At 36.9% G+C, this 19,346-nt stretch carries 16 protein-coding genes; 14 read left to right on the forward strand and 2 right to left on the reverse strand.

The window, feature by feature from the left end:
• Positions 1 to 266 precede the first annotated feature (266 nt).
• The 5 genes from DBR39_RS05315 (at position 267) to ccsA (ending at position 7,748) form a co-directional block, all read left to right on the forward strand.
• Positions 267 to 1,955, forward strand: a complete 1,689-nt coding sequence (locus DBR39_RS05315) for a hypothetical protein (RefSeq protein WP_124531171.1) — start codon at positions 267 to 269, stop codon at positions 1,953 to 1,955.
• Positions 1,956 to 1,965: 10 nt separating this feature from the next.
• Entirely contained in the window at positions 1,966 to 2,466 is a 501-nt protein-coding gene (locus DBR39_RS05320; protein WP_124531172.1) for a hypothetical protein, read from the forward strand.
• A 133-nt stretch (positions 2,467 to 2,599) separates the two neighbouring features.
• The gene (locus tag DBR39_RS05325; protein WP_124531173.1) at positions 2,600 to 3,241 is read left to right on the forward strand and encodes a cysteine hydrolase family protein; all 642 of its coding nucleotides are present in this window, start codon (positions 2,600 to 2,602) and stop codon (positions 3,239 to 3,241) included.
• A 292-nt stretch (positions 3,242 to 3,533) separates the two neighbouring features.
• Positions 3,534 to 4,115 (forward strand): Crp/Fnr family transcriptional regulator, encoded by a 582-nt coding sequence (locus tag DBR39_RS05330; protein ID WP_124531174.1) that lies wholly within the window; start codon positions 3,534 to 3,536, stop codon positions 4,113 to 4,115.
• A gap of 288 nt (positions 4,116 to 4,403) precedes the next feature.
• On the forward strand, positions 4,404 to 7,748 hold the full coding sequence (ccsA, locus tag DBR39_RS05335) for a cytochrome c biogenesis protein CcsA (RefSeq protein ID WP_124531175.1): 3,345 nt from the start codon (positions 4,404 to 4,406) through the stop codon (positions 7,746 to 7,748).
• Between the two features lie 78 nt (positions 7,749 to 7,826).
• On the opposite strand, the gene DBR39_RS05340 is transcribed toward ccsA, so the two are convergent.
• The gene (locus tag DBR39_RS05340) at positions 7,827 to 8,600 is read right to left on the reverse strand and encodes a T9SS type A sorting domain-containing protein (protein WP_185147137.1); all 774 of its coding nucleotides are present in this window, start codon (positions 8,598 to 8,600) and stop codon (positions 7,827 to 7,829) included.
• Between the two features lie 237 nt (positions 8,601 to 8,837).
• On the opposite strand from DBR39_RS05340, the gene DBR39_RS05345 reads away from it, so the two are divergent.
• Both DBR39_RS05345 and DBR39_RS05350 read left to right on the forward strand, forming a co-directional pair.
• Entirely contained in the window at positions 8,838 to 9,704 is an 867-nt protein-coding gene (locus DBR39_RS05345; RefSeq protein ID WP_103234567.1) for an SPFH domain-containing protein, read from the forward strand.
• Positions 9,705 to 9,782: 78 nt separating this feature from the next.
• Positions 9,783 to 9,971 (forward strand): Arc family DNA binding domain-containing protein, encoded by a 189-nt coding sequence (locus tag DBR39_RS05350; RefSeq protein ID WP_103234566.1) that lies wholly within the window; start codon positions 9,783 to 9,785, stop codon positions 9,969 to 9,971.
• A 190-nt stretch (positions 9,972 to 10,161) separates the two neighbouring features.
• Here DBR39_RS05350 and DBR39_RS05355 read toward each other — a convergent pair whose 3' ends face one another.
• Complete coding sequence (locus DBR39_RS05355) at positions 10,162 to 10,311, reverse strand: histidine kinase (RefSeq protein WP_045496381.1); 150 nt, start codon at positions 10,309 to 10,311, stop codon at positions 10,162 to 10,164.
• 135 nt (positions 10,312 to 10,446) lie between these two features.
• Here DBR39_RS05355 and DBR39_RS05360 point away from each other — a divergent pair, with 135 nt between their 5' ends.
• From DBR39_RS05360 to DBR39_RS05390, 7 genes are all read left to right on the forward strand, one after another.
• Positions 10,447 to 11,997, forward strand: a complete 1,551-nt coding sequence (locus DBR39_RS05360) for an aldehyde dehydrogenase family protein (protein WP_103234564.1) — start codon at positions 10,447 to 10,449, stop codon at positions 11,995 to 11,997.
• Positions 11,998 to 12,111: 114 nt separating this feature from the next.
• Positions 12,112 to 13,437, forward strand: a complete 1,326-nt coding sequence (gene lat, locus DBR39_RS05365; RefSeq protein WP_124531177.1) for an L-lysine 6-transaminase — start codon at positions 12,112 to 12,114, stop codon at positions 13,435 to 13,437.
• A gap of 62 nt (positions 13,438 to 13,499) precedes the next feature.
• Positions 13,500 to 13,730, forward strand: a complete 231-nt coding sequence (locus tag DBR39_RS05370) for a DUF2007 domain-containing protein (RefSeq protein WP_103233441.1) — start codon at positions 13,500 to 13,502, stop codon at positions 13,728 to 13,730.
• Positions 13,731 to 13,904: 174 nt separating this feature from the next.
• Positions 13,905 to 14,417, forward strand: coding sequence for a GNAT family N-acetyltransferase (locus DBR39_RS05375; RefSeq protein WP_124531178.1), 513 nt, complete (start codon positions 13,905 to 13,907; stop codon positions 14,415 to 14,417).
• A 117-nt stretch (positions 14,418 to 14,534) separates the two neighbouring features.
• Complete coding sequence (locus DBR39_RS05380) at positions 14,535 to 14,990, forward strand: transcriptional regulator (protein WP_065394571.1); 456 nt, start codon at positions 14,535 to 14,537, stop codon at positions 14,988 to 14,990.
• 1 nt (position 14,991) lies between these two features.
• On the forward strand, positions 14,992 to 16,179 hold the full coding sequence (locus DBR39_RS05385) for an efflux RND transporter periplasmic adaptor subunit (RefSeq protein ID WP_103233438.1): 1,188 nt from the start codon (positions 14,992 to 14,994) through the stop codon (positions 16,177 to 16,179).
• Entirely contained in the window at positions 16,179 to 19,325 is a 3,147-nt protein-coding gene (locus DBR39_RS05390; RefSeq protein WP_124531179.1) for an efflux RND transporter permease subunit, read from the forward strand. Before DBR39_RS05385 ends, DBR39_RS05390 begins: the two co-directional genes overlap by 1 nt.
• Positions 19,326 to 19,346: the final 21 nt, after the last annotated feature.

Below are 19,346 nucleotides of genomic sequence, written 5' to 3' on the forward strand. Positions count from 1 at the left end.
TTTAATGGTTTTTTGATATTTGATTAAAAAACAGTATATTTATTAGAATAAATATTCAGGTTTTATAGATCTGCTTATTATAGTTTGTGGTAGTTTTTAACCGTTATTGTAAGGAAATAATCTGTCATTTAGCTATAATAAAGCGGTCTGTAGATTTTGCTTATTAATCATTTCCATATTCGAAATATTCTCGATAGTCTCTTAATCAGCACATCTGTACTTGATGGGCTGGTTTCAAAATATAGATAATATTAAAAAATATATTAATGAGAAAGCAGTTATTCTTTGTGTTCTTGTTGTGTAGCTGTACTGTATGGGCACAATCTCCGGGGGGTGTTTCCAATAATTTACAGATATGGGTAAAAGCAGATACAGGTACAGGCACAACGACAGATCATACACAAGTCTCCATATGGGAGAATCAAAAGACAGGCGGGATAAATGGAATTGCTAATCAGGGAATGCCAGGTTACTATGCAGACCCTGGGGTGGGAGCAAAGCCGGTTTACCGTTCTGCCACTTCGATTCCTAGTTTTAATTTTAATCCAGCCATAGAAATTGTAAGTACCAATGGCTATAGATCTGGATATAAGTTTCCATCAGGATTTCCTGATAATGTGACAACTTCGCTTACCTCATACACCCACCTTTCCAGAACAGGATCCACTATTTATAGAACTGTTTTTGTGATGAATGGTACTGCTCAAAGTTCAAACCCAACCAGCATTGCAGGAGTATGGCAATCTCCATTTTTTGGAACCTATAATACCCGTCCTGAATTTTATAATGAAAAAGAATCCGGAGATGTATTTTTTGGAACAGATGTTATCAATACAGTAGGGACAGATGTACCCAGTATTCAATCGTATTATAACGCCGTTGTAGGAAGTAATGTGAAATATTTTTTTGATAATAATGGACTCTCTTATGGTGGTCCTTCAAATAATGTTTCTTCTACAGCTAATTATCCAGGGTTAGTTCTCTTAATGGACAATGATGGAGGTAGTGGAAGTACTTCATTGGCAGGGGATAGAATAGGTGAATTTATTTTATATTCGGAAACCCAAACTCCTATAGAACGGCAGAGAGTGAATTCTTATCTCGCCATCAAATATGGAGTTACTTTGCAGCAGCCTCAAAATTATTTGAATTCTGAACAGTCGGTAACATGGGATTCCGGCTTGAATCCGACTTTTAATAATAATATTTTTGGAATAGCCAGAGATGATATGTCTGTTTTAAATCAGAAGATAAGTAACAGTATCAATGAAGAAAATAATATCATGCTTACGGCAGCTACAATGAATAATTTTATTTTGCCCAATGCTGATATCAGCAGAACTCCTTTTTCTCAGGATAAAACCTTTTTGGTTATGGGAGATAATAATGTTCAGGATCTGGCATTAGTAAATTATGGTATTTCCTCAGGAAAAATTATTCAAAGAAAATGGTTGGCACAGAAAACGAATGATACAGGCTCTACGTGGTTACAGGCCGATCTTTCAAGATATGTGAGCATTGCTAGTACAGATAAGGTTTTTATGATAACTGCAGATGACGCAGGATTTACCCAGAATGTAAAAACTATCTCTGCATCCAGTTTCTCAGGGGGAAAGGCGATATTTAACTATTCATTCCCGGCTAATAAATACTTTACATTCGGAACTGATCTTCAAACTTATTGTACCAAAGATCCTGCAACAGGAACCCCGGATGGGATTACAAGAATAGGAATCTCAGGACAGAATCAGATCCAGAACGGCTGGCCGGGGAATATTCCTAATGGATTTTTAGCCCTGGAATCAAAGAATAAAGGACTGGTTGTTACGAGAACTACTTCTGGAAGTATTGCGCTGCCGATTGAAGGGATGTTGATCTATGACACTGTGGATAAGTGTTTTAAGTTGTATAATGGATCAGTCTGGAATTGTATTGTAAGATCTTGTAATGATTAAAAAGTAAGAAATGAAAAAAATAATATCAATAATCGCAATATTATATGTTGGCCTGGCTTCTGCTCAAATTGCCATTGAGAAAGCTCAGGTGGATGGGAGTGGTCTTTTGGATTTCCCTGCTAATACTACAAAAGGTATTTTACTCCCAATTGTAGAAACGTTACCGGCTGATGCTTCTCCGGGAACACTTTTAATGGATAAAAACGATAAAATAATAAAAATGAATGTGGAGTCTGCATGGGTTCCTTTAAGTGATCAGGGTTCTGTTATGGGGGCTGTTTTCAATACCAATGCAGAAATCCCGGGACAGAATAGGATTATTATGGGGGCTGCAACAACAACGGCTCCCGGGGTTCTGGTATTGGAGTCATCAGACAAAGCACTTATTCTTCCCAAAATTTCGGAACCTCATATCAATGTTAAAAATCCATATCCCGGCATGATTTGCTATGACACAGTAAGTAAAACTGTGGCTGTATTTGATGGGTTAAAGTGGAACTACTGGAAATAAGATACTGACCAGAATAATAATAAAACCGGAAGACTTTCTTTCGGTTTTTTATTTTCCATGAGCGACTTTTTTTGAACTAGTTCAAAGGTTAAGATCTGGAGCCTATGTAATTTTGTCTCATAAAATTTCACCTATGAAAAATAGATTCAAAACAATGCTGACCTTAGGTCTGGTATTTATTTCACTGATTACAATGAACGCACAACAAAAACAAAAAATGGAAAACACCGCATTATTAATTATCGACGTACAAAATGATTATTTCCAGGGAGGAAAAATGACATTGGAAAAAGCTGAACAGGCTGGAGAAAATAGTAAAAAGATTTTAGAATATTTCAGGGAAAATAATCTTCCGGTTATTCATATTCAGCATATTTCTACGAATGACGGAGCCACTTTTTTTCTTCCGGATACGGATGGCGCTAAAATCAATCATTTGGTTTTACCTATGAATGATGAAAAGGTTATTGTTAAGCACTTTCCCAACAGCTTCAGGGAAACTGATCTTTTGCACTATCTTCAGTCAAAGAAAATTAAAAATCTGGTGATTACAGGAATGATGACAGATGTTTGTGTGGAGGCCACCACCAGAGCCGCTTTTGATTTTGGGTTTGGCAATACAATTATCGGAGATGCTACAGCAACCAGAAACAGGGAGCTTAATGGGGAAGTGGTAAAAGCAGCGGACATTCAAAGATCTTTTTTGGCAGGTATTTCTGCGCTAGGAAATCTTTATGCTGGTATAACAAATACAAATGAATTTTTAAATAAGTAGGTTTAAAAGTGATCATGTTTTGGATACACAAGGGTGCAAAATGATATTGAAAAGTCCTCTATAAGACGCAAGGATTTTATCTCCGATAAAATTAAAAAACAGTTCAACTTGCTGAAAATCTTCGATTTTCTTGCGTCTAAAGATAAGTGCAATGTATAATAAGTCTTTGCGCCTTTGCGTTTACCCAACAAAAAATCGAGGTTGTATTACTCAAGTACGAAAATAACTTAACATAACTTAGTACGTAAAGGTGTCAATAATTTTGATACCTTTATTTTGCTTAAATAGAAGAATGTCCGATTTACTTTATAAAAATATCAGTCAATATATAAATCTGTCAGATGAAGATTTCAACCGCTTTGTAAAACCTTTTGAACCCAGAACGTTTAAAAAGAAAGAAAGGGTTCTCAAAGAAGGAGACTATTGCCTTTTTGAAGGTTTTGTTTTGAGTGGCTGTTTTAAAGTTTATTATCTGAACGAAACCGGATTTGAACAGACATTATATTTTGCAGTAGAGGGATGGTGGATTACAGATATAGACAGTTTGATCAATCATGTTCCTTCTATATTAAATATTGAAGCTCTTGAGGATAGTGAAGTATTGATGATTTCAAAAAAAGATAAAGATATCTTGTACGAAACAATGCCTCAGATAGAAAAGCTTTTCAGAATCATGAACCAAAAATCTTCGGTAGCACTTCAAAGAAGAATTCTTTCATTAACGGGCAAAACGGCTGATAAACGATATTTGGAATTCCTTGAAAAATATCCGGGATTAGAACAAAGACTCACGCAACAGCAGGTGGCTTCTTATTTGGGAATAACTCATGAATTTTTAAGTAAAATCAGGAAAAAAACATATTTGGGGAAATAGTTTACATTTTTATTTTCTTTTTAAATAATACAAAGTGCTTTAACGATTTGTCTATTAGTGTTTTTATGATAGCTTAGAGGGTTGGGATATAGAAGACTTCAATCAGCGGAATAGGTATTATAAATCTGGATTGTTCAGATTTTTAAAATTGAATTTTTCCTAATGTTTTCGGGCTTATTAAGAATGTTTCAAAATAAGCAAAACCGGGGCCAAAGTGACAAAAAACAGCTTTTTTTACGCTCTTTGTAGTTTATCATGCTTATTTTTGCATGTCAAGTACAATAAATCATGAAGAAGCTCCAAGATATTCTTATCTCAACCAGAACAATGGCTGTATTGTTGCTGGTGTACGCATTTGCGATGGCTTATGCAACGTTCTTAGAAAACGACTACGGAACTCCTACAGCAAAAGCATTAATTTATGAGGCCAAATGGTTCGAACTGATCATGGTCGTGCTCATTCTTAACTTCATAGGAAATATCGGAAGATACAGACTGTGGAAAAAAGAAAAATGGCCGGTTCTTGTTTTCCACCTTGCCTTCATTTTCATTTTCATCGGTGGTGCTATCACAAGATACATCAGTTTTGAAGGGCAAATGCACATCAGAGAAGGTGAGACTTCCAACGAAATCGTAACGGATAAAAATTTCTTTAAAATCCAGATCGAAGAAAAAGGAGATGTTCTTAACTATCAGGATGTTCCTTATCTGATGTCACCATTGCATAAAGATTTCAATGCAACTTATGACTTCCACGGAAAAGAAGTGAAAGTATTTGCTAAGGAATACATTCAAAGAAAAAAAGACAGCCTTGTAGCTGAGCCAAACGGTGCAGAGTATCTTCATTTGGTTTCAACCGGAAGTACCGGAAGACAAAATATTTACATCAAACCGGGAGAAACAAAATCGATCAACGGAACTTTGGTGACATTCAACAGAGCTATTGAAGGAGCTGTTGAATTCAAAAATGAAGGCGGGAAATTGTTAATCAAAACTCCTGTAGATGCCAATTATATGACCATGGCTACTCAGGCCACCGGAACTACCGTTAAAAATGAATTCCAGCCGTTAGCATTAAGAAGTTTATATACAATCAACGAGTTAAAGCTTGTAGTTCCTGAAGGTCTTAAAAAAGGAAGACTGATTGCTATTGAAGGGGACAGAAAGAAAGATGCTAGTGTTCCGGATATGCTTCAGATTGAGCTTCAGGGGCCAAAAACAAAACGATTGGTAGATCTTTCTGTTGAAAGAGGAAATCCAAATGTTTACAAACAGGTTACTATGGATGGTTTAAACATTATGGTAGGCTTCGGACCTAAAGTATACAACACACCTTTTGCATTGAAACTGGATGATTTCGTTATGGAAACTTATCCGGGAAGTTCATCTCCAAGTGCTTATGAAAGCCACATTAAAATCATTGATGAAGGTAAAGAAACTCCTTATAAAATCTATATGAATCACGTTCTTAATCATAAAGGATACCGTTTCTTCCAGTCAAGTTTTGACCCGGACAGAATGGGAACTGTACTTTCTGTAAACCATGATTTCTGGGGAACTTTGATTTCTTACATTGGATATGGTCTTTTATTTTTAGGAATGTTTGTTATTTTCTTCTGGAAAGGAACACACTTCTGGAAATTAAATAAAATGCTTGTAGATGCTAGTAAAAAGAAAGCTGCAGCAGTATTATTGGTTCTTTTAAGCTTAGGTTTAAATGCACAGAAAATCGAAACCCATGGTACTACTGATGGAAGCAGAGAACACATCCATGTAGAAGGAGATAATCATTCTCATGCACCGGCTCCATCTGCCCAACCGCTTGATGGTGCTGCTCCAAAGAATAACTCATTAGCAACCCCAATGGGTAAAATGAGATCTATTTCTCCGGATGAAATCATTGCGAGAAATAAAATCACTAAAGAACATGCGGATAAATTCGGTTACCTTTTGGTGCAAAGTTTTGAAGGAAGAATTGTTCCTATTAATACAGTAGCATTAGATGTTTTAAGAAAACTATATAAAAAAGACGAATTCAAAGGAACAGACGGAAAGTCACTTACTGCTAACCAATGGTTCCTCTCTATCAATACAGACACTCCAAGCTGGACAATGGTTCCGATAATCAAGGTGGGACCGAAAGGGGGTGATGAACTGAAAAATAAAACAAAGGCAGATGAAGATGGTTATACTTCACTGATGAACCTTTTCCCGGCAGATGCCAATGGTAATCTAACGTATATTTTAGATCATGATTACAATACGGCTTTCCGTAAGAAACCGGCTGATCAGACTAATTATGATAAAGAAGTTATTGCTGTAAACGAAAGAGTACAGATCTTCAATGAGTTCTTTAGCGGTCAGTTTATGAGAATTGTTCCTGTGAAAAATGATGCCAATCATACATGGCATTCATGGTTAGATCAGAAATTCGAACCGGATATGGAATCTCAGCAGGTAATGGGACCTTACTTTGCACAAGCACTTACTGCTCAGAAATCAGGAAACTGGAGCAAAGCAGATGAAGAATTGATAAAGCTTTCAGAGTATCAGCAGAAATGGGGGAAAGCAGTAGTTCCTACAAAATCAAAAGTTGATCTTGAGGTTTTCATGAATAAAGCGGATATTAACTTCAAATTATTGATTTTCTATACCATCATTGGAGGTCTTCTTTTAATTCTGGGATTTGTTGAATTATTCAAGCCAAATAAAGTATTAAGCAAGGCTATCAAAGTGACTATTTACGTTGGATTAGTAGGGTATATCTGTCATTTCTTAGGTCTTGTAGCAAGATGGTATATCTCTGGACACGCTCCTTGGAGTAACGGATATGAAGCGATCATCTTTATTTCATGGGTAGGTATTACAGCTGGTTTGTCATTCTATTTTAGATTTACAAAACCTAATCTGGGCCAGAGAGCAGCTTTGGCAGTTGGGAATTTAGTGAATAATAAAGGAGGAGCTGGTGTCAATGCTCTGATTCCTGCTTCTGGATTTATGGTGGCTGTTATCATGATGGGATTTGCACACGGAGGTTCTGCTCTTGATCCGCAGATCACACCGCTTGTTCCGGTATTGAAATCTTATTGGTTGATTGTTCACGTAGCTATTATTACTTCCAGTTATGGATTCTTTGCACTGTCGATGATCATTGCTGTAATCTCACTAGTGTTCTATATTATATCCAATAAAGAAACGTATAAGATTCACCACGATACAACATTAAAAGAATTGGTAGTCGTTTCTGAAATGTCATTAACAATCGGATTATTTGCATTAACAGTAGGAAACTTCTTAGGAGGGATCTGGGCAAACGAATCTTGGGGAAGATACTGGAGCTGGGACCCGAAAGAAACTTGGGCTTTCATTTCCATCATGGTGTATGCATTTGTATTGCACATGAGATTAGTACCTGGATTGAGAAGCAGATGGGCATTCCACGTAGCAACAATGTTTGCGTTCTGCTCAATGGTAATGACTTATTTTGGGGTAAATTACTACCTGAGCGGACTTCACTCGTATGCAGCAGGAGATCCGGTACCAGTACCAGCCTGGGTATATATCGGAATCGCAACAATGATTACGCTATCAGCAGTATCTTATTTCAAGTTTAAAACTTTAACGAAGAAATAAAACTTCAAACATATAAAAAGCAAAATCCCGGAATTCATTTTCCGGGATTTTTTTATGAATATAAAAATCAATAATAGATTAGTTCTTAATAAATTTAGAACGTATTTCACCTATCTGATAAAAGTACGTTCCAACAGGTAAGTTTTCAACATTGATTGAAATTTTGTTGTCTGACACATTGAAATGTTGAGTTAAAACCATTTTTCCTGTGCTCTCATAAATTTCTACTGCAGTTGACCCTTTCCCCGGATTTATTATATTTAAAATCTTATTCGTAGGGTTTGGAAAAGCAGAAAGTTTAGCTTTTGACTGAACTTCTTTTGCAGAAAGTAAGGTTGTTGGCAAGCTATAAATTTCAGTTGAATTTGTATTTTGGTTGAATAATCTTAGCTTATTGATATTAGTGGTATTGTCGTGATAAATATTGATGTCATATTCATCAGTGAACTTATAATTCGGACCAAACTCATGTATTATATTTCCGTCTTCATTGTAAATTTTTATAATATATTCTCTTTCAGAGGTGGCAGGATTATATTTTTCAAATGTTATAATGATTTCCAGTTTATTATCAGTGTTAAAAATATTTTTAGATAATATAAAATTGTTATTGTATTGATCTATAAACATGCTGTACCCACTTGGCACAGATGGAGTAAACTGTTTGTAAATAGAGTAATCCGCTTTATAAATTTTTACCGCATTCATACCATGTCCTACCGAATAATAAAACGTTTCATCAGCATTGGTGTAAGCCTGCAGATTTTCAGAAGCAAAATTTTTATCAAGGGTGATTTGTCCAAACATCAATCCTGTAATGGTCATTGCTGCGGATAACATGAATTTTTTCATAGTTTTTAAATTTAAATTTTTACAAAAGTATTTTCTCATCCGATAACTTCCTTATGGCTTCCCGTAGCTTAATTATTGTATTTTCTTTTTTTAATTCAAAAGCTCGAAACAATTTTTATTTCCATACTACTTACCCTTATCACGAACCTCCTCAAAAAAAATATAATTAATACTTCATAATTCAAAATTCATTGCTATCTTTATGATATCAAAATAATATCAAATTAAAATTCAATTATGGAAAAAACATTAAAACCTATGTCAGGTTACATTACACTGGTCATCTGTCTTGCTTTGTTTGTGGCAGCAGTTTACTTCTTTGTTAGTGGAGTAGATCAAAGTATTGCCTATGTGGTGATCGCTATGCTTTGCTTTCTTACTTCGTGCTTTTTTCTGAAAGGATTAATGATCATTCAGCCTAATCACTCAAGAGTATTGAACTTCTTTGGGAAATATGTAGGTTCGGTAAAAGAAAACGGACTGTTTTTTATCAATCCTTTGTACTCGTCACAGAAAATGTCTTTACGTTCCGAGAACTTACAAGGACAGACCCTGAAGGTAAATGATAAAATGGGAAACCCTATCGAAATTGCTGTAGTAATGGTATGGAAAGTAGGAGATACCTATAAAGCAGCTTTTGATGTAGAACGCTATTCTGACTTTGTAAGAATGCAGAGTGAAGCGGCAGTGCGTCATTTGGCCATGAGCTTTCCTTATGATAACTTAGAAGATGATCACGCGCCAATCACTTTAAGAGAAGGCGGAGATAAGATCAATTCTATTTTGGAACAGGAACTTACGGATCGTCTTTCAAAAGCAGGAATCGTGATTCAGGAAGCAAGAATTTCACACTTGGCCTATGCTTCGGAAATTGCAGGAGCAATGCTTCAAAGACAGCAGGCTACAGCAATTGTTGCAGCAAGAACCAAAATTGTGGAAGGAGCTGTAGGAATGGTAGATCTTGCCCTGAAAAAGCTTTCAGAAGGCAATATCGTTGAACTTGATGATGAAAGAAAAGCAGCCATGGTAAGCAACCTAATGGTGGTTTTATGTGGTGAAAAAGCAGCCACCCCCATCCTAAATGCGGGAACGCTGTATAACTAAGAATAATAATTAAAATTTTCAGGTTGATGATTGAACTTATAAACCTGGAAAATAAATCTTGCATTAAAAACAAGAATAATGAAATCAGAAAAAGCTCAGAACACTTCGGAAAATAAAGGTAAAAAATCCTTTGTCATAAGGATAGATGAGTCTACTTATAAACTTCTTGAAAAGTGGGCAGGCGATGAATTCAGAAGTGTGAATGGACAGATAGAATACCTGTTGCATCAGAGCCTGATCCATGCAGGGAGAAAGAAGAATGATTAGTTTTAAAACGGTCAGCTTAAGATAATAAATGATCTTTTCGGGTGATGATCAATTAGAACTTGGTATTTCATTCCTTTTTTTAATTACAGAAAATATAAAAAAGGGCTGTTTTTTTAACGTTTCAATAAAAAAATGACAATTCGCTAAACCTTTTACAAAAAAAGAAAGCAGAGAAAATTTCTCTGCTTTTTTATTTTATACAACTCTGAAGCGTGTCTGCTCCAAAGTAGAATATGACGAGCCAAATCAAGCCTTTAATGGTAAAGAAAGCAAATCCCGCCCATCCTACACGCTTGAACCACTTTTTAAACTTTGAGTTGTTTTCTTGTGAATTTTCCATCGGTGATTATCAAAATGATTACCCTGCAAAGATAAGCATGTTTATAATTAGTCCAAATAAAAAACACATTAAAAATTAAAGTTTTGAGGTTCGCATAATATTTTTATCTTTAGAGAGAACGAAAAGTAAGATTTTATGTCAAAAAAAGTAAAGGATTTCGGAATCGAAAAAACGCTGAAAAATTTAGGTATTAAAGAAGAAAATAAAGGTACCTCAACAGGCGGAAAATATTTCGCTTCAGGAAAGGTGATAGAAAGCATTTCTCCTGTGGACGGAAAGTTGATCGCTAAAGTAAAAACTTCCGGAGAAAGTGATTATGACAAAGTAATTGAAACTGCTCAAAAAGCATTTCAGGAATTCAGGCTGATCCCGGCTCCCAAAAGAGGAGAGATTGTGAGACAGCTGGGCTTAAAATTAAGAGAATACAAAGACGATCTTGGTAAACTTGTTTCTTACGAAATGGGTAAGTCATTACAGGAAGGACTTGGAGAAGTTCAGGAAATGATCGATATCTGCGATTTCGCTGTAGGACTTTCAAGACAGCTTCAGGGATACACAATGCACTCTGAAAGACCAGGACACAGAATGTATGAGCAATACCATCCGCTAGGGGTTGTAGGAATCATCACTGCATTCAACTTCCCGGTAGCTGTGTGGTCTTGGAATACAGCATTAGCATGGATCTGTGGTAACGTTACCATCTGGAAACCATCTGAAAAAACACCACTTTGTGCTATTGCATGCCAGAATATAATGATTGAAGTTTTAAAGGAGAATAATCTTCCTGAAGGACTTTCAAGTGTATTGGTATCAGACCACGAAATCGGACAGAAATTAGTAGACGATAAAAGAGTTGCACTGGTATCTTTCACAGGATCTACAAGAGTAGGAAGAATGGTTTCTTCTAAAGTAGCAGAAAGATTCGGAAAATCTATTCTTGAATTAGGAGGAAACAACGCTATTATCATTACGAAAGAAGCCGATATTGACATGTCTATCATCGGAGCAGTTTTCGGAGCGGTAGGAACTGCAGGACAGAGATGTACTTCAACAAGAAGACTGATCATCCACGAAAGCGTATACAATGAAGTAAAAACAAGACTGACAAAAGCTTATGGCCAGCTTAAAATAGGAAATCCATTGGATGAAAACAACCATGTAGGACCACTTATTGATACTGATGCTGTAAACCAATACGAAGAAGCGATCAAAAAATGTAAAAAAGAAGGAGGGAAATTCGCTGTTGAAGGCGGAGTTTTAACCGGAAAAGATTACGAATCAGGATGCTACGTGAAACCTTGTGTTGCAGAAGTGAAAAACTCTTATGAGATTGTTCAGCATGAAACCTTTGCACCGATCTTATATCTTATCAAATACAAAACATTAGAAGAAGCTATTGCCATTCAGAATGATGTTCCTCAGGGATTATCCTCTGCCATCATGACTCAGAACTTAAGAGAAGCAGAATTGTTCCTTTCTCATGCAGGTTCAGACTGTGGTATTGCCAACGTAAACATCGGAACTTCCGGTGCTGAAATCGGTGGTGCTTTCGGTGGAGAAAAAGAAACCGGAGGCGGAAGAGAGTCAGGTTCTGACGCTTGGAAGTACTATATGAGAAGACAAACCAACACTATAAATTACACTGCACAACTTCCTTTAGCACAAGGGATTAAATTTGATTTATAAAAGCTTTACTTAAAGCACTCAAAAAACAAAAAAAACTTAATAACCTGAATGATTCAATGATTCGTTCTTTGGATCATTGAATCATTCACTTATTAAATCACACAACAATTTATTATGGAACAAACATTAGATATAAAAGCAAATAAAGTAAAAGAAACAGTAGGAAGACATGTGTTGGCAGACGGTTTCGATTTTGTGATGGATATTGAAAAATCACATGGATCATGGCTTTATGATAAATTGACAGACAGAGAATATCTGGATATGTTCTCCATGTTTGCATCAGCATCTATAGGATACAATCACCCTTATCTTTTGGAAAGATCAGAGTGGTTGGGAAGAATGGCTGTGAACAAGCCGACTTTGGCTGACGTGTACTCAGAAGAATACGCTCATTTCCTTGAAGTATTCGAGAGAGTGGTTATTCCTGAAGAATTACAATATGCTTTCTTTATCGAAGGCGGAAGTCTGGGTGTTGAAAATGCAATGAAGGCATGCTTCGACTGGAAGACCCGTAAAAACTTTGCAAAAGGACTAGATACAGAAGCAGGAATCTGCATTCACTTCAAACAGGCTTTCCACGGAAGAAGCGGTTATACATTGAGCTTAACCAATACTTCTGACCCGAGAAAGTACCAATATTTCCCAATGTTCAACTGGCCGAGAATTTTAAATCCAAAATTAAAATTCCCGATTACAGAAGAAAACCTGGAAGAAACGATCAAAAATGAAAACCTTGCTTTGCTTCAGATTGAAGAGGCTATTCTGATGAACCCCAATAAAGTGGCTTGTATCATCATAGAACCTATTCAGGCAGAAGGAGGTGACAATCATTTCAGAGATGAATTCTTATTAGGATTAAGAAAAATCTGTGATAACAACGAAATCTTACTTATTTTTGATGAAGTTCAGACAGGGATTGCTATTACAGGGAAAATGTGGGCATTCCAGCATTTTACAGCAAAACCGGATATCATTTCTTTCGGGAAAAAAGCTCAGGTTTGCGGTGTATTAGCCAATAAAGAAAAGTTTGACGAAGTTCCGAATAACGTCTTCAGAGAAAGTTCAAGAATCAATTCTACCTTCGGAGGAAACTTTATAGACATGCTTCGTTTCCAGCTGGTAATGGAAGTTATCGAAAAAGAAAACCTTGTAGAAAATGCAAGAGTAGTTGGAGATTTCCTGTTGGAAAGCTTAAAAGGTTTTGCTGAAAAGTATCCTGAAAAAATTTCAAATGCAAGAGGAAGAGGCTTGATGTGTGCAATTGATCTGCCAACTGCAGAACAAAGAAACCACCTGATGAATGAGCTTTTCAACGATGGATTGATCATTCTTCCATGCGGAGATCAGTCTCTTCGTTTCAGACCTCATTTGAATGTTACAAAGGAAGAAATCCAGCTTGCTTTAGACAAAATTGAAAACAATATTAATAAAATTTAAACTTCCGGGATTTGTAATTTTGAAAAAATTATCGTATATTTAGATACTCAAACAATTAGGATATGGAAAGAAGTACGAGAGTATCGGTTTATGTAAGTGATAACCCTTCAGAAATTCAATTGGTTAAGTCTAAATTGGATGATGCTGAAATTACAAATACCGTTGAAAATAACTATCTTACGTTTACTACAACGCCTACAGCAACTTCGCTAAAGGTAATGGTAGATTTGGAAGATGAAACAAAAGCATTTGATATTATTGATGCTTACCTTCAACAAAGTGAGAATCAATAAACAATTTCATAATTTTAAATTTTACTACTTCGAACCGAAAATTAATTTCTTATTAATTTTCGGTTTTTTAATTATAAACTATTATAGAAGAGGGTTTTAAAGATTAAGCAACTAGCTGTCATTCTAGATTTTTAATTCTTTAAACCATCTCATTTTTTAATCAAATATGACAACATGAATCCAGAGATTAAACTAAGACAAGCGGAAATTGAAGAAAGAAACAGTATTTGGGAAATTATCCAGCAATCCATAGAAAGAAGAAGGCAGGATGGAAGTACCCAATGGCAGAACGGATATCCTAATCTTGGAACAGTAGAGAGTGATATTGCCAAAGGATTTGCTTATGTGATGACAGTAGATGGGGAAATTGCAGTATATGCAGCTTTGATTCTGAATGATGAGCCGGCTTACAGTACCATTGAAGGAGCATGGCTGAGTGACGGTGAATTTGTAGTAGTACACAGAGTAGCTGTTGACGAAAAATTTGCAGGACAAGGGATGGTAAAAAAACTTTTTGATAAAATCGAAGAATTTACCAAGTCCCATGGAATTCAGAGCATTAAAGTAGATACCAATCATGACAATCTTGCTATGTTGAAAATCCTTGAAGGCAGAGGCTATTCCTATTGTGGAGAGGTTCTTTTAAAAGACGGAATGAGAAAGGCCTTTGAGAAGATTATAATTTAAGCAAAAAGTTAAATCATCTTTCATTGAATTTTTAAACCGGGGTGTATTTATAAACTCTATCAGGTTTGTTCGTTTGGTTCTGAACTAATTTTTACATTTGTTAAAAATTTTTATATTATGCACCAAAGTATAGAAATTGATGAGAAAATTTTTCAGGATGCCGTAAAGTTCTATGGCACCGTGTTTAGCTTACCCCCTTTAGCATCGAAAATTTATTCCTACCTTCTTTTTGACTATGAGAAAGTAGGAATTACTTTTGACGAATTTGTTGAAGTGCTCTCTGCAAGCAAAAGCTCCGTTTCTACAAGTATTTCATTACTGTTAAATGCACAGCTTATCGTAGACCACAATAAAATGGATGAGCGGAAACGATATTTTTTCATCAATGATGAATACAAGAAAATACGATTCGAAAAAATTGTCCAAAAGATGCAGGACGAATTAAAACTATTAGATGATTTAAACAATTTTAAAAAAAGTAAAGACGATGGATACAATGAAAGAATAGAAGTTTACAAAGCACTCTTAAATAAAAACATAGAAAATATTCAGGAATCTCTTAATAAACTATAAAATGAATAATAAGCTAGTTATACTTTCCATTGCAGCGCTTTCACTGACTGCCTGCAAAAAAGAAGCTCCCAAACAAGATGGTGCCAAGCCGTACCCTGTTGTTTCTGTGGAGTCAAAAAATATAGTGGGTTATCAGACGTTTCCGGCTACCATCCAAGGTAGGGTAAACAATGATGTACGTGCAAAAATACAGGGTTACATTACCCAGGTATTGGTAGATGAAGGACAATATGTTACAAAGGGACAGCCATTGTTCCGTCTGGAAACTAATATTCTGAACGAAAATGCTGCCGCTTCCAAAGCAGGAATTGGCGCTGCTGAATCCAGTATTGCAGCAGCTCAGGCTTCGGTAAATGCAGCTCAGGTTGAAGTGAACAAACTAAAACCTCTGGTTCAGAAAAATATCATCAGCAACGTGCAGTTACAGACAGCCCAGGCTCAGCTGGCTCAGGCGCAAGCTCAGCTGCAACAGGCCAATGCTGCCAAAAGACAGGCAGAAGCCAATTATAAAGGGGTAGAAGCCAACATCGAATACTCAATCATTCGTGCTCCTATTTCAGGGGTAATCGGAAGACTTCCGTTAAAAGTAGGAAGTTTGGTAGGACCGTCTGATCAGACCCCTCTGACAACAATCTCTGATACTTCTGAGATCTTTGCCTACTTTGCGATGAATGAAAAAGAGTATTTTGATTTCCTTGAAAAAGCTCCAGGATCTTCTATGCCTGAGAAAATCAAAAACTTACCAATGGTAGAACTTCAGTTAGCAAACGGAAGCCTTTATCCTGAAAAAGGAAAAATTGAGGCCATTACCGGCCAGATTGATCCTACAACAGGGACCATTCAGTTCAGAGTTGTGTTCTCCAATGCTCAAAAATTATTAAGCAATGGTAACAGTGGAACCATCAGATTCCCTCAGCGTTATGATAATGTTCTTGTCGTTCCTGAAAGTGCTACGTACGAACAACAAGGTATTGTGTACGTATATAAAGTAGAAAAAGGAGATACTGCGAGAAACGTTGTGGTAAATGTTATTGACAGAATCGACAATTTGGCTCTTATAAAATCAGGAGTTAATAAAGGAGAAACAGTTATTGCAGCAGGTATCGGAGGTTTGAAACCGGGAACAGCTGTGAAGCCAAAACCAATCAAAATGGATAGTCTTGTTCAATCAATAAAACCGAAATTCTAATGATAAAAAACTTTATTAACAGACCGGTTTTATCTACCGTAATCTCAATCTTGATTGTGATTCTCGGTGTGCTAGGGCTGATCTCGTTACCGGTTACACAGTATCCGGACATTGCACCGCCCACGGTAAGTGTTTCTGCAAACTATACAGGAGCCAATGCGGAAACGGTGATGAAGAGTGTGGTAGTACCTTTGGAAGAGCAGATCAACGGGGTGGAAGGAATGGATTATATCACTTCCTCTGCTGGAAATGATGGTTCTGCCCAGATCCAGGTTTTCTTTAAACAAGGAATAGACCCGGATATTGCAGCGGTAAACGTACAAAACCGTGTGGCCAGAGCGACACCTTTGCTGCCGTCCGAAGTGACGCGTTCAGGGGTTGTAACTCAAAAGCAGCAGACAAGTGCCCTGATGTATATGTCTTTTTATTCTGAAAATAAAGATCTTGATGACGTATACCTTCAGAACTTTTTGAATATCAATATTATTCCAAACCTTAAAAGGGTAAATGGTGTAGGGGATGCCAACGTTTTCGGAGGTAAAAATTACTCTATGAGAATCTGGCTGGATCCGGCAAAAATGGCTGCCTACAGCGTAACTCCTACGGATGTTACCAATGCAATCAATGAGCAGAGTAGAGAAGCTGCGGCAGGTTCTATTGGTCAGAACAGTGGAAGTTCTTTTGAATATATCATCAAATATGTAGGTAAATTCAACGATAAAGAACAGTACGATAATATCATCATCAAATCTCTTGCAAACGGACAAAACCTGATGCTGAAAGACGTTGCTAAAGTAGAACTGGCAGGGCAGTCTTATACAGGAATCGGGGAGAACGGAAACAATCCTTCCATCAGTATGGGGATCTTCCAGACACCGGGTTCCAACGCACAGGAGATTATTAAAAATATAAAAACATATCTGAAATCTGCAGAAAGCACTTTCCCTAAAGGCGTTAAATATACTTTTAACTTTGATACCAACGAATTCCTGGAAGCTTCTATTGAAAAGGTAGTACATACCCTGATCGAAGCCTTTATCCTTGTATTTATTGTCGTTTATATTTTCCTTCAGGACTTCAGATCTACCCTGATTCCGGCCATTGCGGTTCCGGTATCTATTGTAGGAGCATTCTTCTTCCTGAATCTTTTCGGATATTCATTGAACCTATTGACCTTGTTTGCATTGGTACTTGCCATCGGTATTGTGGTGGATGATGCCATTGTCGTCGTCGAGGCCGTTCATGCGAAGATGGAGCACGGTATTTCTGATGCTAAAAAGGCAACTGTAGAAGCGATGGATGAGATTACAGGAGCTATTATTTCTATTACTTTGGTAATGGCAGCCGTATTTATTCCTGTAACGTTTATTACAGGTCCTACAGGGGTATTCTACCAACAGTTTGGGATTACGCTGATCATAGCCATCATCATTTCTGCTATTAACGCATTAACGCTGAGTCCGGTTTTATGTTCATTATTCCTGAAACCTCACGCAGAGCATCATACAGAATACAAGAACCTAAACCTGCTGCAGAAGTTTTTCTATAAGTTTAATATTGCTTTTAAAACAACAACTGAGCGTTACGGAAGAGGATTTGTATTCCTGCTAAGACATAAATGGGTAACCCTGGTTATCTTCGCTGTTACCGGAGGAATCTTATTCTGGGCAAGCAGCAGTATGAAGAAAGGGTTTGTACCTACAGAAGACAGAGGGATTATCTTTACTGATGTTCAGCTTCCTCCGGGAGCTTCTATGGAAAGAACTTACAACGCATTGAAAACACTTCAGGCCAAAGCAATGAAGGTTCCGGGAGTACAGAATGTAACGATTTCTACCGGTAGAGGATTCTTATCCGGGAACGGAAGTAACAACGGTCTAGCCTTTGTGAAACTAAAACCTTTCGAAGAAAGAAAAAAAGATGGCCAGACTTCTGAAGATATTACCAAAAAACTATTTGGAATTGTAGGAGCCGTTCCTGACGCCAAAGTAGTATTCTTCCAACCGCCAAGTGTACCAGGATTTGGTAACAGTGCAGGTTTTGAAATGGTATTGCTTGATAAATCAGGTGGAGACTATGCTGACCTGGATAATAAAACCAATGAATTCATCGGTAAGCTGATGCAGAGACCGGAGATTCAATTTGCTCAGACTTCATTCAATACAAAATATCCTCAGTATCAGATGGATATCAATGTTCCGTTAGCAAAGCAGCTTGGAGTTTCCGTTAGTGATATCCTTGCTACCATGCAGGGATATATTGGAGGGATTTATACTGCTGACTTTACAAAATACGGAAAGCAGTTCAGAGTAATGGTTCAGGCTCTTCCTGATAACAGAAAAAGTATTGATAACCTGAATGAATTGTATGTAAAAACCGGTTCAGGTGTCATGTCTCCGATCTCCCAGTTTGTAACCCTTACTAAAGCATACGGGCCACAATCTGTAAGCCGTTATAACCTGTTTACTTCAGTAAAGGTAACAGGAGCAAACTCTGATGGATATAGTTCCGGGGACGCCATTACCGCTGTACAACAGGTAGCCAATGAAACCCTGAATCAAAACTACGCCGTAGAATTTACCGGGTTGACCAGAGAAGAATTAAACTCAGGATCTCAGACGCTTCTTATTTTCGGGCTAAGTTTGATCTTCGTTTACTTTATCCTTTCTGCACAGTATGAAAGCTATATTCTTCCCCTGATCGTTGTTATTTCTCTTCCTCTTGGGGTAATGGGAGCGTACTTCGGACAGAAGATTATGGGCTTGGAAAATAATATTTATTTCCAGATTGCACTGATCATGCTTGTAGGACTACTGGCGAAAAACGCCATCCTTATTGTCGAATTTGCTGTTCAGAGAAGACATCATGGTGAAACGATTGTAATGTCGGCCATCAATGCAGCAAAAGCCAGAGTAAGACCGATTCTAATGACATCGTTTGCCTTTATCTTCGGTTTATTACCGTTAGTTCTGGCAAGTGGAATTGGTGCGGTAGGGAACAGATCTATTGCGACGGGTGCGGCAATCGGACTCTTGATAGGAACTATTTTGGGATTATTTGTTATTCCGGTTCTGTATGTCATCTTTGAAACATTGCAGGAAAAAATTAAACCTATCAAAAAAGAAGAGATCAATTTAGCAGAATAAAATTAATTAGAGAAGTTAGAA

The organism is Chryseobacterium sp. KBW03 (genome assembly GCF_003852415.1).
GTDB lineage: Bacteria > Bacteroidota > Bacteroidia > Flavobacteriales > Weeksellaceae > Chryseobacterium > Chryseobacterium viscerum.